Here is a 13,921-nt window from a genome sequence, read left to right as displayed (position 1 = left end):
TTTACGATCCTAAAAATCTTTCTCATGTCTACAATTCTCAAAATAGTACTTCCGTTCATTCTTCTTTTTGGAATTTCTTCCGAAGAAAATATTCAAAACAATACTGTTCAGGAGACAACTACTTATTACTTCATAAGGCATGCTGAAAAAGATCGCAGCAATAAAACTGAAAAAGACCCAAACCTAACGGCTGAAGGCTTAAAAAGGGCACAACGCTGGGCTGAAGTTTTAAAGGATATACCTTTGGACATGGTATTGAGTACAAATTATAAACGCACCCTGCAAACGGGTGCTCCGATTGCAGGCAGCAAGCAATTATCTATTGAAAACTATGATGCCGGCAATGGATATGACGATGAATTCAGGAAAAGAACGCATGGAAAGCGCGTTTTGGTGGTAGGACATAGTAACACGACTCCGCAGTTCGTCAATGAGATTCTAGGCGAGGAAAAATATGCAAATATTGATGATGCCGAGAACGGAGCACTTTTCATTGTGCAGGTACTTCCAAAGAAGGAAATTCTAGACCAGGTACTTTATATTAATTAATGCTGTCCAGTTTTACCCGAACATTTTTTGTCTCTATAATAGACAGGAGTTCCAGTTCGCGTTCCTGGTAAAGACTATCCAGTTTGGTTAGCTCAACTTCTTTATCTTTATATTCATAATTCTCGTAATCTACAAAGCTAATTCCTTCGATCACCCGATGGTTAAAAGCTTTCCGGAATCTTACGCCACCCTCATTCACTTCAAAATTATAAGCGAGATAGTCTACTTCAAAATTTTGAGTATCGATCCAGTATAGGTATTGGTCCTCATGATCTGTTCCTCCCCCATTTTCAGAAAAAGTAACTTTGATCTCATAATATTCCCTTCCGGCGATGGTATCCTTCCCTATCAATTGCCTGTTCGCGGCTTCAGCCATGAGTCCATACGGTAAATGCACGAAATAGTTTACTGAATTGATAGAATTTCCAATTGGCAGCACCAAAGAATCCCGGATGACGACATTACTATCATTGATCGTTCGGTTTAGACCTTCATTATCCAGAACATCTACCAATCTATTGCCTGAAGTATCGGTCATAATTCGCGTATAGCTAAACTTACCACCCTTTCTATAGCTCATGTATTCCCGACCACGAAAAGTATAGTCGATCTCCGCCATTTCGTACAATTTACCACCAGATCTCTCTATAGCATTCTGAATGATCTCATCTGCAGTAAGTATATCTTCTTTTTCTGCACAGCTAATTATAAGTAGAGAAATTAAGGCTGGAAGCAAACGTTTCATAGTAGAATTTTGAGTTCTCAAAAATAATAAACTTTGATCAGCTTCCTCAGCGCTAATTTTAAAATTGCTTTAGTATGTTTTTAGCTTAAAGCTTGTATTTTTGTGACCTATGAAGAATTCTGTAAGCATCAAGAATCGAAAAGCGAAGTTCAATTATGAATTTCTGGACAAGTATACCGCCGGGATCAAACTTGCGGGTACTGAGATCAAGGCAATTCGTGAAGGAAAAGCGAACATCGCAGAGAGTTTTTGTGAATTCAGTAATCACGAATTATTCGTGATCAATATGCATGTGGAGGAATATTCTCATGCTACTCATTTTAATCATAACCCAAAAAGTGAACGTAAACTTTTATTACAGAAGAGAGAGTTACGTAAACTGGAAAAAGAAGTGACCAATTCGGGATTGACCATAATTCCTCTAAAAATGTTTATTAACGATCGCGGGTTGGCCAAGCTGCAGATCGCCCTGGCAAAGGGTAAGAAACTTTATGATAAGCGGGATACGATTAAAGATCGTGATAATAAAAGACGCCTGGATAGAATTCAGAAGGACTACAAATAATTTACTGCAACTTTTTGCGTTTATTTAGCATCTGAAAACTACCTCATGCTAAAACAACTACTTGGACTCTGCCTTTTTCTGGCAATTTCCACCCTTTCTGCTCAAATTACCGGTAAAATTTCTTCGGAAGATGATGAGCCTCTACCCTATGTGAACATCTACACAGAATCTGGTAATATTGGAACGACTTCCAACAATGAAGGCCTGTATGAACTCAAACTGAAGGAAACTGGTGAATACGTGATCGTATTCCAGTTCCTTGGCTTTAAAACTCAGAAGAAAAAAGTCAATATCACTCAGTTTCCCTATGAACTCAATGTCCAGTTGAGCTCAGAAAGCACCAGCCTGGATGAAGTTACCATACAGAATGATGAGAATCCAGCCAACAGGATCATGCGGCTGGCGATCGAAAATAGAAAGCAAAACTCGAACCGACTGGAAAGTTTTACTGCCGATTTTTATTCCCGGGGGTTATGGAGAATTGAAAATGCCCCAGAGAAAATTATGGGCCAGGAAATTGGTGATCTTGGCGGCGGACTCGATTCCACCAGAAGCGGAATCGTTTACTTAAGTGAAACCATTTCCAAGATCTCATTCCAAAAACCAGATGACTTTAAGGAAAATATTATTGCTTCCAAGGTTTCTGGAGATGATAATGGTTTTAGCCTCAACTCGGCCCAGGAAGCTTATTATTCCTTTTACGAGAATACTATTAATTTAAACAGCGAAATGGTTTCTCCGCTGGCTGATTATGGATTTAACTATTATCGCTACAAGCTGTCCGGTACTTTTTTCGATGATCGTGGTAATCTCATCAATAAGATCGAGGTTACTCCAAAGCGTAAGCAGGACCGTGTATTTTCCGGTTTTGTCTATATCGTGGAAGACCTCTGGCAAATTTATGGCATCGATCTTACCACTACCGGTACCGCCATACAAGTTGCGCCAATCGAAGAAATAGTATTTAAGCAGAATTTTAAATATTCTGAACAAAACAAGCTCTTTATCCAGATCTCCCAAAGTGTGGACTTCAGTTTTAAGATTTTTGGCTTCGGTGGAAATGGAAGATTTACCGCAGTCTATAGCGATTATGATTTCGACCCGGGTTTTTCTAAAAATAGCTTCGGAAAAGAGATTTTAAGCTATTCACAGAATGCAAACGAAAAGGATTCGCTTTTCTGGGAGAAAGTAAGGCCTGTTCCTCTTACTTCAGAAGAAATTAATGATTATGTGAAAAAAGACAGCATCCAGGAATTTCGTAGTACCAAAAAATACCAGGATTCCGTAGATACCGAAAGAAATCAGTTTGGAATAACCGATGTGCTTTTTGGATATAGTTATAGAAATAGCTGGAAGAACAGATCTTTTAGTATTAGTGCTCCGGTATCAGGCATTGGTTTTAATACGGTACAGGGATGGAATACTGATATTACAGTGAATTACACACAACGTACCGGCGAGGATCAGGAGAATTACTGGAGAGTCTTTACAGATATAGATTATGGACTAAGTGAAGACCGATTGCGTTTAAACGGTGGTTTTGAAAAAAAGTTCAATAATTACAGCAAGGATTTTTTGAGACTTTCCGGAGGAGTGGAAAGCGCGCAGATCAATGCAAACGAACCTATTTCCCCGTTACTGAACAGCATCACTACTATATTTTTCGAAAGAAACTATATGAAGCTTTTTGAGAGAAGCTTTGCTAAAGCGGCATACGGCAGGGATGTCTTTCCAGGTCTAAGAATTTTTGGCGAACTGGGCTGGGAAGACAGAACGGCTCTAACAAATTCTACAGATCATGTCATCATAGACTGGGAAGATCGGGAATATACTTCTAACAATCCCTTACAGCCGAACAGCTTTGGAACGAGTTTGTTTGAGGATCATCATCTTTTTAAATCCAGGTTGGATTTTGGAATACGCTTTGGTCAGAAATATATGAGCTATCCTAATGGGCGTTACAATGTATATGAAACCAAGTTTCCAAAATTGAATATTTCATGGGAAAGCGGATTTGGAGCAAGTGAGGAGCAGTTCAATTATAATCAATTTAAGGCAAGAGTAGAACAAAGTGTAAAAATTGGCAATAAAGGAACTTTCCAATATATGGCGAACGGCGGACTATTTAGTAATGCGGAAGGTATTAGCCTGGTAGATTACCAGCATTTTAATGCAAACCAGACGCGAATTGGTTTCGGCAGTTACGTGGGAGCGTTTAACCTGATGCCTTACTATAACTTTAGCACCAATGAGAATTATGCTGAATTTCATGCGGAACATGATTTTCAGGGATGGTTCCTGGGCAAGATTCCGCTTATCAATAAATTGAACTATAACCTGATTCTTGGTGCACATCGATTAACTACAGACAATAGAGCACCTTATTCTGAATATTCCATAGGCCTGGATAACATAGGCTTCGGAAAATACCGTTTTCTAAGACTAGACTATGTAATTTCAGATTTTAACGGTCAAAGAGATGGCGCTTTTATCTTTGGTTTGAAGTTCTAAACTGAAGCTTTGGATAATTATACTTCAGAAGTATTTCTAAACAAAAAAAGGCTGAAATCGATGATTTCAGCCTCTTTTAATTTTCAATTCAGAAGAAACTATTCCTCTTCGTCTGTATTTTTTTCAGCTTTATTTTCTTTCGTAAAGCTGGTCATTCCATTCTCCACTAAAAGATTATACCATTGGATGATCTTTTTCATATCACTCGCGTATACACGATCTTCATCATAATCAGGAAGAATTTCAGAAAAGAACGCTTCCATTTCATTTTTGGAAACCTTGTGATTTATTGTCTTTTCACCATTCTCTTTTTCACTAATCTTTTGAAAAACCTCACCTAACGGAATCTCTTCTGTGTAGGTATAGATTGCGATCTCGCTTAGAATACTTACGTTGTGACGCATGTTTACGGCAATTTTCTTTCCGTCTAACATAGATTTAGCAACAAAGCCGCCTCTTGTTTGCGCGGTAAGCTCATAAAGTCCCGGTTTTCCCGAAATAGCAAGAATTTTATCTAATCCCATAGTCTTTTTAAATTTAGGTTGGCAAATATCAAGTCCCAGACTTAATTATCAAAGCCTTTAGCGGGCTTTTTTCGCATTCGGAAATCTCATTTTATAATCTACGTTAATCTTTCCCTTCGAGATATTGCCTAATTTACTCTTAATCAATCTTTTCTTTAAACTTGAAAGCTTATCTGTGAACAACACACCTTCAATATGATCATACTCATGCTGAATGACCCTTGCAGCCAAGCCGCTATACTGCTCAACATGTTTTTCCCAGTTCTCATCGTAATATTCAATAGTAATATCTGGTTGACGGAACACGTCCTCTCGAACATCCGGAATACTAAGGCAGCCTTCGCTAAACGCCCATTCTTCACCGCTTTCTTCTGTGATCTCCGGATTAATAAAAACTTTACGAAGATCTTTAAGTTCCTCTTTTTCAGCATCACTTAAGTCATCATCTTCAGCGAAAGGAGCTGGATCGATCATAAAGATTCGAACAGGAAGACCTACTTGAGGAGCTGCCAGTCCAACACCATAAGCATTGTACATGGTATCCCACATATTATCGATCAAGGCATTCAGTTTTGGATAATCCTTGTCAATATTCTTAGCTTTTTTCTTTAGAACGGGATCCCCGTAAGCTACAATTGGTAATATCATTCTATATATTTTTCGACTTTTTTATTTTAAAGCCGTCATTGTTCTACTTATAAAGCCAGGTTTGAAGAATGATCGTGGCACTAATTTCATCCACGAGTGCTTTATCCCTGCGCTTCTTCTTTTTCAGTCCGCTATCGATCATAGTTTGCACCGCCATCTTGCTGGTAAACCTTTCGTCAACGCGCTCTAGTGGCATCTCCGGGAACTTTTCAGCAAACTTCTTCAAGAACTCCTGGATATGCACTTCACTTTCAGAAGGCATATCATTCATTCGCTTTGGTTCACCTACTAAAACCCTTTCTACATTCTCGTCCTGGAAATAGGTGTTTAGAAAATTCAGCAGCCCAGGTGTTTCTACCGTTTTAAGACCAGATGCGATCATTTTCAATTCATCTGTAACGGCGACTCCCGTTCGTTTAGTACCATAATCAAGTGCTAAAATTCTGCCCATCTTCAAAATTTAGGCAAAGGTAAGCTTAAAATGAGAATATAAAAACTTAAGCTAATGCCATAACTTTCGGTTATCGAGATGGAATTAATATAGTATTTTTGCGGCCGCTTTAACGGATTTATCAATGAACCTATCTTTAGGACACAAAGTATTCTTCGTATTACTTACAATCATAACTATACTAACCATTCTCAATATCTGGAGTTTCATGGCTCTGGATAATTATAATAATCAGCAAACTGGACTCTTCTTCAAAAAGACAAATTTTAATACCGAGAAGAATATACCTTCTATATTTTCAGGAAGTTTACATTTTATCGCCGCAATTATCCTTGCTGCCATTGGACTTAGCAAATTAAGAATTGAGAATAAAAAGGTATTCTGGTTTTGTCTGAGTTTCCTTTTTCTGTTTGTTGGTCTGGATGAAATATTACGAATCCACGAAAAACTAAACCGGTATTTATCGAATTCCTGGGAGACTTCAGGGATTTTCTATTATACATGGGTGATTCCCTATGGAGTGGCGCTTATTTTAATTGCCCTGGTATGTTTCAAATCTATATTTGCCTTACCCAAACAAACTATCCGGGACTTCATTCTTTCAGCCTTTATATTTCTTTCAGGTGCTCTGGGAATGGAAATGTTTACAGGCTGGTATATTAGTTTTCAAAATTTGGAAGGCTTGTATATCGAAAAAATGAATTCTATATTCGTACTATATACGGTAGAAGAGTTATTAGAAATGCTCGGAATTAGCTACTTCATTTATTCTCTGCTAAGGTTTATTAGCCAATACAGAGCAATCCAACAGCCAATATTTAATATTATAATATTTAAAGATACTCATGAAAGAATTACAAAATGTTATAGAAAAGGCATGGGAAAACCGTGATCTTCTAAAAGATACTGAAACTACAGATACAATTCGTAAGGTAATCGACCTTTTAGACAAAGGAGAACTTAGAACCGCTGAACCGGTAACAGATGGCTGGCAGGTGAATGAATGGGTGAAGAAAGCAGTAGTACTTTACTTCCCGATCCAGAAAATGGAAACTCTGGAAGCCGGTATATTCGAGTATCATGATAAAATGCCTTTAAAAAAAGGATATAAGGAAAAAGGAATAAGAGTTGTACCTAATGCTGTGGCGAGACATGGTGCTTACATATCCTCTGGCGTTATTCTAATGCCAAGTTATGTAAATATTGGTTCTTATGTGGATGAAGGTACCATGGTAGATACCTGGGCGACCGTTGGAAGCTGTGCTCAAATTGGTAAGAATGTTCATTTAAGTGGTGGTGTTGGTATTGGCGGAGTTCTGGAACCACTTCAGGCAGCGCCAGTAATCATAGAGGATAATGCATTCCTTGGATCCCGAAGCATTGTGGTAGAAGGAATTCGTGTGGAAAAAGAAGCAGTACTTGGTGCGAATGTGGTACTTACAGCATCTACCAAGATCATTGATGTAACCGGCGATGAACCAAAAGAATTTAAAGGCTATGTTCCGGCGAGATCTGTAGTGATCCCTGGAAGTTATACCAAAAAATTCCCTGCAGGTGAATACCAGGTTCCGTGCGCCCTTATTATTGGGAAACGAAAAGAATCCACGAACAAGAAAACATCATTGAATGATGCACTACGTGAGTATAACGTGGCAGTTTAGTAATAGGTTTGAAGATACTTGTAATACAGATGAAAATGATTGGGGACGTACTTACGTCCTCAATCTTATTTGAGGCACTTCGGAAAGAGTACCCGACCGCTCATCTGGATTATCTAATTTACAAGCATACCACCCCCGTTGTGGAGAACAATCCTGAAATCACCAATATTATAATTTTCGATCCCAAACAGGATAAAGGCCTAAAGGGATTAATTACTTATGGTCAAAAACTTCGGAAATTAAATTATAATATTGTAATTGACCTGTATTCCAAACCTTATTCAGCTTTGCTTGCATATGCGACCGGTGCAAAAATCAGAATCGGCATCGAAAAATGGTACACTAAACCTCTATTGCTTCACGTTATAAAATATGATTCCAGACCTCAATCTTCAGCAGGCTTAGCCATAGAAAACAGGTTAAAGTTATTGCATCCTTTAGGTATAAAGGATTTGTCTCCTATCAAACCTAAAGTCTATCTCACTACTGAAGAAATCAATTGGGCGCAGAATTATTTATTAACCCATAAAGTTGATATGACCAGGCCAATTTATATGATCTCTATTCTGGGAAGTAGTTATAATAAGACATATCCTGAAAACTATATGGCTGAAGTATTGAATTTCATTGCATCTGAAAAAGATTGTACGCTATTATACAACTACATTCCTTCGCAAAAATCGCAGGTAGACAACCTTATAAATTTACTTTCAGAAAAAGCAAAAAGAGTCTCCAGACCCGATATTTTCGGTAAAAGTTTGAGAGAATTTCTTGCCTTATGTTCACAATGCACTGCACTAATTGGTAATGAAGGTGGAGCTGTAAATATGGCGAAAGCGCTTAAAATTCCAACCTTCGCAATTTTCTCACCACAAGTTTCCAAAAAAGCCTGGTCCAATTTTGAAGGGAGCAATAACTACAGTGTACATCTTCATGATTATTATCCTGAGAAGCATAACTACGATGATTTCAAACCAAAATTATTCCTGGAGAAACTTAAAGATTTTGTCGAAATTCATGATTAGTTCTTCTTGATTCCGAATTTTGTAAACTTAGATTTCGTGTCCCTGGTATTCTTACGGATACTTCTGTTATAATCTATGGATTCCTGAGTTTTATAACCACGTGGATGGTCCAGGTGCACGCAAATTGCCGAATAACGAATTTGTTTTCCTTTGATACCTGAGTTTACGAGCCGTTCACCCAATTCCCGATCCTGACCACCATATTGCATACGCTCATCAAAACCATTCACTTTCAGAATATCGCTCGTCCATCCACTGGCGTTATGACCATTCCAGGTGGGACTCGTTGGAGTTATCTTATTGAGGAAATCAGCTTTGCGACCTTCAGATGTAAGCTTCATGGTTTTAATTACAGATTTTAGTCCGTTTTTTTCCAGCCAGGATTTTTCAAAACAACGCTGCAACTCGATATCTTCTTTATTTATCTTTTCTGAAATATCCATGGGCAGCATAAAATAGCCGCCGGAAAGAAAATGACCCGGATCACGACGATCGAAATGCACTTGCATAAAATCCTTTCTGGGAATGCAGTCTCCATCTGTCATTACAATATATTCTGAAGAGCATTTAAGGATCGCCTTATTGAGAATCTGTGACTTCTGGAACCCGTTATCTTCATGCCAAACATGCACTACAGGAATCTCTGTGTCTGCTGAAAATTGCTCGATCAAATCAAGGGTTTCCTGCTTAGATCCATCATCTGCAATTACAATTTCGAAATCCTGGAAGCTTTGTATACTAAAACCATACAGCGTTTTCTCCAGCCATTTTGGTGCATTATAAGTGCTGATGATGACAGACATTTCGGGTTTTATCATTTCTTCCAGAATTTTAATTTCTTCTTCAGTGCCTTTTTTCTTTGAAATTTATGCTGAAACTGCTCCGTATAAAACCACATTCTTTCAAAAACTTCAGCTTCAGATTTTACAATAAGGGCGGCATACTCATTCGCCATGATCTTTACCATCTCCAACTTAGGCGTTAAACGTGAAAAATTCTTCATTCTTTCGTCAAAGTTCAGCTCTTTAAAATTCATGCGATTAAGATCCACCAGGAAAAATTCGTAAGATGTTCCAGTCTTAATAATGAGGGTGTTGCCCGGCGAATGGTCCAGGAATTGAATATTCTTTTGATGCAGATCATAAGTAAACCTGGTAAAAGCTCTCAGGATATTTTCGTGATCTGTGAAACCGGGATCGGTCACCAGTTCCCTGAATGTGAGATGTGCTTGCAGATGCTTGCAAACATAAAAACTTTCACGAAAAAATACAGAAGAAGGTTTTTCAAAATAAGCCACAGGATCCGGGGTTCCAATTGCTTTTTCTTCAAGAATACTGGCATACTCGAATGATCTCTGTGCCTTTGACTTTCTAAAAAATCTGTAAGCGATCTTGTTTACCGTATTGGGAATTCTGAAGGATTTAATATTGAATTGCTGAGCATCATTTTCAAAGATCCTTATTTCGTTACGCCCTTCAGCCAGAACCTTACCTTTTACATCAAAGTTCTCAATGCATTGCTTTATAAAACCAGACTGTTGCTGGTAGTTTTTGGAGAAAACAGCTTTCATTCTGAAGAAATTAAATATTTTGAAACTCCGTTTTCACACTTTTGTTTTTTCTGACTAATGGTCGCCTGCTGAATTTCATTATTAGATTCCAATTGATCTTTAGATGCTTCAGTATGGTAAATATGATATATAATTCCTCCGTATTTCAATCTTTTTCCAGCTATTCCCGCATTCAGCATTCTTAAAACAAGTTCTGAATCCTCTCTTCCCCAGCCAGAAATATCTTCGTTATACCCATTGACTTTCAAAAAATCGGAACGCCAGAATGATAAGTTGCATCCACGAACCTTATTGCTAAAGTCAAGTCTTTTCATATTCCTGTTTCTTAAATATGGAATTCTGATCGTACGTCCTCTTTTTTTGATACCAGCACTTAAAAAATTAAAATCGACGATCTTATCTTTAAAAACTTTTGGTTTTAAATCCTTAGTAATGTTAACCCTGGATCCAAATAAGAATACCTTCTTCTCGGCGATCGCGAGGTGATCTTTTATAAAATCCCGATGCATGATGCAATCTCCATCTATCTGTACGATATAATCTGATTTACTACCTGCAATAGCTTTGTTCAAAATTTCTGATCTTCGAAAGCCTCTGTCTTCATGCCAGAAGTGATGTATTTTTAAGTTACTCTGCTTTTTAAATTCGTTAATCAATTTTTTAGTTTCTTCAGCAGAACCATCATCTGCAATTAGAACCTCATCTGGAGCAACCGATTGGTTTTCAATACTGTTAAAAATAAGCGAGAGGGCTTCAGGCCAGTTATATGTTGAAACAAGCAGGGCTGTTTTCATCGACGTAGTTCTTTTTGCATCATATCTGTATAGACCGCAAAGGTAGCATCCCCGTAACGTTCAGCTGTAAATTTCTGAAGAAAAATCTTGTAAGACTTATCTGCGAACTGAGTTTTTAACGCTGGATTATTTTTAATTTTTAGAATTTTTTCAGCCATCAATCCCGGACTTTTAATTGGCACAGAATATCCATTCACACCATCTTCAATAACCTCATCTACCACTCCTACCCTTGTACTTACAATAGGTGCTTTATAATAGAGCGCTTCTACTAGAGATGATGGCCCTCCTTCCCTCTCTGAAGTTACTACGAACGTATCGAATTGTGGTAAAAACGAAAAAGCATTCTTTTGAAAGTCGGTCATTATGATATACTCTTCCAGTTTCCTTTCAGCAATCATCGATTTGAAACCGGGAGTCAGTTTCGAAAAATCACCCATCTGGATAAGTCGGATATTCTTAATGCCGTGCTCGTGAACGATCTTGTTCATGGTTTCTATGAGAACACCCAGATCTTTTGCTGCAGTATGATTCGCGATACTCCCTAGCAAGAATAGACCATCTGGGATCTCATATTTTTCCCTAAGCTGAAAATCTGGCGCTGGTCTGGAAACCTGCACTTTAATCCCATTATAAACGACGACCAACTTTTCTTTGTTCCGATCGCTTAAGATCTTTCCGAAGTGAGTTTTCACATATTCAGAAATACATAATATGGTATCTATATTCCGGTAATTATACTTGTACTTACTAAGCAAGCTGGTTTTCTTACCACGAATACCTTTTCGAGCAAATAATGTTCTGGTCTTTAACTTCTTCAGAAGATCTGTTACCACGTAACCGGTGACTGCATCGCTGGTATGTAAATGAATGATATCGATCTTGTGTTCCTGAACAATTCTGTTTAGTTCATTCCTATATTCCGAAGAATAGGGCTTACAATATGGCACAGAAAGAATCTCTACATCTTTTTTAGATGCTTCTTCTTCCAATCGTGTATTCTTAAAACAGAATAGCTTTTGAGTTACGTTGAAGCCTGGAAGCTCATCCATAAGATACATAAGCTGTTGCTCATTACCTCCCCATGACCTTGCCCCCGAAACATGTAATACAGTCATTTATATTGAAAGTTTAGCGCAAAGATAATTATTGCAGCTTAAGGCCAAAATTATCATTCTTTTTAAGTTTGTTGTTGCTAACTTCGCCTACTTGAGAAAAGAGCCAAGAATACTGCATATTTCTACTGCCAGCCGATGGGGAGGTGGAGAAAATCATATTCTGAATCTATGCAAGGAAATGATTTCGGTAAATCATTTAGTTTTATGCTCTAGAGGATCAGAACTTCTTAAGCGTTTGAAACAGGAAGATATTGAAGTCTATCATGCCCCACTATCCACAAAAGTAGACCTGCGATTCGTTTGGAAAATTATATTGCTTTGCAAAAAAAACAAGATTGACCTGATACATATTCATGATACTACGGCACTTACGCTTTCGATCATGGCGACATATCTTTCAGCAAGTTTACCACCTTATATACTTAGTAAAAAAACTTCTTTTCCAATAAAGGATCGCAAAAGAACGCTGTATAAATATAACCATGCCCAGATCAAAAAAATTCTGTGCGTGTCTGATATTACCCGGCAGATCACTTCAGAAAAGGTAATGAATCAGGAAAAACTGGTTACGGTTTATCACGGAACAAGCGTTCCGAAGGAAAATAGAAGCGAGATCTTATTAAGGCCGAAATATGATATTCCGCAGAATGCTATATTGGTTGGAACTATTGCCAATCATATTCGAGCAAAAAACCTGGAAACCTGGGTGAATACAATAGATCATATTGTCAATCAACTGGGACACACTAATTATCATTTCCTCGTTATTGGTAGCAAAACCGATCGTACTGCGAGTTATCTGCAAAGAATTAAAGAAAAAGGACTCGAGAACTATTGTCATTTTTCAGGATTTATACCAGATGCTTCGGTGCTCATTCCTCAATTCGATATTTCTTTGATGACCTCCCAAAGTGAAGGTATTCCCCAATTTATTTATGAAAGTTTCTATTATAAGGTTCCTGTGGTTGCTACGGAAGTTGGTGGAATTCCAGAAATTATTACGAATGGAGAAAATGGTTTTCTAAGTAGACCGCATGACGGGGTGAGCCTGGCCAATAAATTAGTACTTTTGTCCCAGGACAGGTCGTTGCAGGAGAAGTTTACAAAGATCTCATACCAGCGACTCCTCGAAAATTATACAACCGAAAGAATGGCGGCCAATACCTTGGCTCAATATAATGAAGTGCTTTATGGAAAAAATGGAACAGGAAGTTAGAAATTGCATAGATGTCTTAAAAAAGGGTGGTATCATACTTTATCCAACAGATACAGTTTGGGGAATAGGTTGTGATGCTACGAATGCGAATGCAGTGGATAAGATATTTCAGCTTAAGAAAAGAGAAGAATCTAAAGCACTCATCTGCCTGGTTTCAAATTTCAAGATGCTGGAACAATACGTGGAAGATGTACCGGAAACTGCCTACGATATCCTTAAGTACGCCAAGAAACCTACGACTATCATTTACGATAAGCCTGTACATATTGCAGAAAACCTGGTAAGCGATGATGATTCACTAGGAATTCGTGTAGTAAGGGACACCTTTTGCTCAGACCTTATTAAAAAATTAAAACGACCACTGGTATCGACTTCGGCGAATGTTAGCGGCCAGCCGACACCACAATCCTTTGATCAAATCACACCTCAAATTTTAAAAGGTGTAGACTATGTAGTAAATTTGCAGCGTTCAAAAAAATCGCTAAAACCATCAGCAATTATCAAGTTAAGTAACGATGGGCAGGTGAGTGTGATACGCAAATAA

16 protein-coding genes are annotated in these 13,921 nt (G+C 38.0%); 8 read left to right on the top strand and 8 right to left on the bottom strand.

The genetic code is table 11. The features are described 5' to 3' along the window. Positions 1–24 precede the first annotated feature (24 nt). Complete coding sequence (locus ABVM50_RS08430; protein ID WP_405198163.1) at positions 25–549, top strand: SixA phosphatase family protein; 525 nt, start codon at positions 25–27, stop codon at positions 547–549. On the opposite strand, the gene ABVM50_RS08425 is transcribed toward ABVM50_RS08430, so the two are convergent. After that, positions 542–1,294, bottom strand: a complete 753-nt coding sequence (locus tag ABVM50_RS08425; RefSeq protein WP_405198162.1) for a DUF6503 family protein — start codon at positions 1,292–1,294, stop codon at positions 542–544. The two genes, ABVM50_RS08430 and ABVM50_RS08425, sit on opposite strands and share 8 nt — an antisense overlap. 109 nt (positions 1,295–1,403) lie before the next feature. On the opposite strand from ABVM50_RS08425, the gene smpB reads away from it, so the two are divergent. Both smpB and ABVM50_RS08415 read left to right on the top strand, forming a co-directional pair. Next, the gene (smpB, locus tag ABVM50_RS08420) at positions 1,404–1,859 is read left to right on the top strand and encodes an SsrA-binding protein SmpB (RefSeq protein ID WP_141877182.1); all 456 of its coding nucleotides are present in this window, start codon (positions 1,404–1,406) and stop codon (positions 1,857–1,859) included. A gap of 45 nt (positions 1,860–1,904) precedes the next feature. Further along, positions 1,905–4,370: a DUF5686 and carboxypeptidase regulatory-like domain-containing protein gene (locus ABVM50_RS08415; protein ID WP_405198161.1), complete on the top strand. Its 2,466-nt coding sequence runs from the start codon at positions 1,905–1,907 to the stop codon at positions 4,368–4,370. Positions 4,371–4,468: 98 nt separating this feature from the next. On the opposite strand, the gene ABVM50_RS08410 is transcribed toward ABVM50_RS08415, so the two are convergent. The 3 genes from ABVM50_RS08410 to ruvX are packed head-to-tail and all read right to left on the bottom strand — an operon-like array spanning position 4,469 to position 5,993. Continuing rightward, complete coding sequence (locus ABVM50_RS08410; protein WP_295179640.1) at positions 4,469–4,894, bottom strand: DUF5606 domain-containing protein; 426 nt, start codon at positions 4,892–4,894, stop codon at positions 4,469–4,471. 57 nt (positions 4,895–4,951) lie between these two features. Beyond that, a complete protein-coding gene (gene def, locus ABVM50_RS08405) occupies positions 4,952–5,542 on the bottom strand; it encodes a peptide deformylase (protein WP_405198160.1) in 591 nt (196 codons plus the stop codon). Between the two features lie 43 nt (positions 5,543–5,585). Beyond that, positions 5,586–5,993 (bottom strand): Holliday junction resolvase RuvX, encoded by a 408-nt coding sequence (ruvX, locus tag ABVM50_RS08400; RefSeq protein WP_405198159.1) that lies wholly within the window; start codon positions 5,991–5,993, stop codon positions 5,586–5,588. A gap of 124 nt (positions 5,994–6,117) precedes the next feature. Here ruvX and ABVM50_RS08395 point away from each other — a divergent pair, with 124 nt between their 5' ends. Genes ABVM50_RS08395 through ABVM50_RS08385 form a run of 3 tightly spaced genes read left to right on the top strand, consistent with a single transcriptional unit; the run spans position 6,118 to position 8,679 of the window. Further along, positions 6,118–6,885 (top strand): hypothetical protein, encoded by a 768-nt coding sequence (locus tag ABVM50_RS08395; protein ID WP_405198158.1) that lies wholly within the window; start codon positions 6,118–6,120, stop codon positions 6,883–6,885. Continuing rightward, the gene (locus tag ABVM50_RS08390; RefSeq protein WP_405198157.1) at positions 6,839–7,654 is read left to right on the top strand and encodes a 2,3,4,5-tetrahydropyridine-2,6-dicarboxylate N-succinyltransferase; all 816 of its coding nucleotides are present in this window, start codon (positions 6,839–6,841) and stop codon (positions 7,652–7,654) included. The genes ABVM50_RS08395 and ABVM50_RS08390 overlap by 47 nt, the downstream gene beginning before the upstream one ends. Before the next feature lie 8 nt (positions 7,655–7,662). Next, complete coding sequence (locus ABVM50_RS08385) at positions 7,663–8,679, top strand: glycosyltransferase family 9 protein (RefSeq protein WP_405198156.1); 1,017 nt, start codon at positions 7,663–7,665, stop codon at positions 8,677–8,679. Here ABVM50_RS08385 and ABVM50_RS08380 read toward each other — a convergent pair. From ABVM50_RS08380 to ABVM50_RS08365, 4 genes are read right to left on the bottom strand one after another with little or no spacing between them, the layout of a single operon-like run. After that, complete coding sequence (locus ABVM50_RS08380) at positions 8,676–9,497, bottom strand: glycosyltransferase family 2 protein (RefSeq protein WP_405198155.1); 822 nt, start codon at positions 9,495–9,497, stop codon at positions 8,676–8,678. The genes ABVM50_RS08385 and ABVM50_RS08380 overlap by 4 nt on opposite strands. After that, entirely contained in the window at positions 9,494–10,249 is a 756-nt protein-coding gene (locus ABVM50_RS08375; RefSeq protein WP_405198154.1) for a lipopolysaccharide kinase InaA family protein, read from the bottom strand. Before ABVM50_RS08375 ends, ABVM50_RS08380 begins: the two co-directional genes overlap by 4 nt. Continuing rightward, the gene (locus tag ABVM50_RS08370; RefSeq protein ID WP_405198153.1) at positions 10,246–11,043 is read right to left on the bottom strand and encodes a glycosyltransferase family 2 protein; all 798 of its coding nucleotides are present in this window, start codon (positions 11,041–11,043) and stop codon (positions 10,246–10,248) included. Before ABVM50_RS08370 ends, ABVM50_RS08375 begins: the two co-directional genes overlap by 4 nt. Continuing rightward, a complete protein-coding gene (locus ABVM50_RS08365; protein ID WP_405198152.1) occupies positions 11,040–12,161 on the bottom strand; it encodes a glycosyltransferase family 4 protein in 1,122 nt (373 codons plus the stop codon). Before ABVM50_RS08365 ends, ABVM50_RS08370 begins: the two co-directional genes overlap by 4 nt. A 91-nt stretch (positions 12,162–12,252) precedes the next feature. Here ABVM50_RS08365 and ABVM50_RS08360 point away from each other — a divergent pair, with 91 nt between their 5' ends. Continuing rightward, a complete protein-coding gene (locus ABVM50_RS08360) occupies positions 12,253–13,377 on the top strand; it encodes a glycosyltransferase family 4 protein (protein ID WP_405198151.1) in 1,125 nt (374 codons plus the stop codon). Then, the gene (locus ABVM50_RS08355; RefSeq protein WP_405198150.1) at positions 13,352–13,921 is read left to right on the top strand and encodes an L-threonylcarbamoyladenylate synthase; all 570 of its coding nucleotides are present in this window, start codon (positions 13,352–13,354) and stop codon (positions 13,919–13,921) included. Before ABVM50_RS08360 ends, ABVM50_RS08355 begins: the two co-directional genes overlap by 26 nt.

The sequence above is a fragment of the Christiangramia sp. LLG6405-1 genome, from assembly GCF_045055805.1.
GTDB lineage: Bacteria > Bacteroidota > Bacteroidia > Flavobacteriales > Flavobacteriaceae > Christiangramia.
Note: the sequence above shows the minus strand (reverse complement) of the source record. Positions and strands in the feature narration are given on the sequence as shown.

Bases quoted from the DNA above. Each gene is read 5' to 3' on its own strand.
- smpB (WP_141877182.1), top strand. From the start codon at position 1,404: ATGAAGAATTCTGTAAGCATCAAGAATCGAAAAGCGAAGTTCAATTAT.
- ruvX (WP_405198159.1), bottom strand. From the start codon at position 5,993: ATGGGCAGAATTTTAGCACTTGATTATGGTACTAAACGAACGGGAGTC.
- ABVM50_RS08365 (WP_405198152.1), bottom strand. From the start codon at position 12,161: ATGACTGTATTACATGTTTCGGGGGCAAGGTCATGGGGAGGTAATGAG.
- ABVM50_RS08395 (WP_405198158.1), top strand. From the start codon at position 6,118: ATGAACCTATCTTTAGGACACAAAGTATTCTTCGTATTACTTACAATC.
- ABVM50_RS08355 (WP_405198150.1), top strand. From the start codon at position 13,352: ATGGAAAAAATGGAACAGGAAGTTAGAAATTGCATAGATGTCTTAAAA.
- ABVM50_RS08390 (WP_405198157.1), top strand. From the start codon at position 6,839: ATGAAAGAATTACAAAATGTTATAGAAAAGGCATGGGAAAACCGTGAT.
- def (WP_405198160.1), bottom strand. From the start codon at position 5,542: ATGATATTACCAATTGTAGCTTACGGGGATCCCGTTCTAAAGAAAAAA.
- ABVM50_RS08370 (WP_405198153.1), bottom strand. From the start codon at position 11,043: ATGAAAACAGCCCTGCTTGTTTCAACATATAACTGGCCTGAAGCCCTC.
- ABVM50_RS08415 (WP_405198161.1), top strand. From the start codon at position 1,905: ATGCTAAAACAACTACTTGGACTCTGCCTTTTTCTGGCAATTTCCACC.
- ABVM50_RS08410 (WP_295179640.1), bottom strand. From the start codon at position 4,894: ATGGGATTAGATAAAATTCTTGCTATTTCGGGAAAACCGGGACTTTAT.
- ABVM50_RS08425 (WP_405198162.1), bottom strand. From the start codon at position 1,294: ATGAAACGTTTGCTTCCAGCCTTAATTTCTCTACTTATAATTAGCTGT.
- ABVM50_RS08375 (WP_405198154.1), bottom strand. From the start codon at position 10,249: ATGAAAGCTGTTTTCTCCAAAAACTACCAGCAACAGTCTGGTTTTATA.
- ABVM50_RS08380 (WP_405198155.1), bottom strand. From the start codon at position 9,497: ATGATAAAACCCGAAATGTCTGTCATCATCAGCACTTATAATGCACCA.
- ABVM50_RS08430 (WP_405198163.1), top strand. From the start codon at position 25: ATGTCTACAATTCTCAAAATAGTACTTCCGTTCATTCTTCTTTTTGGA.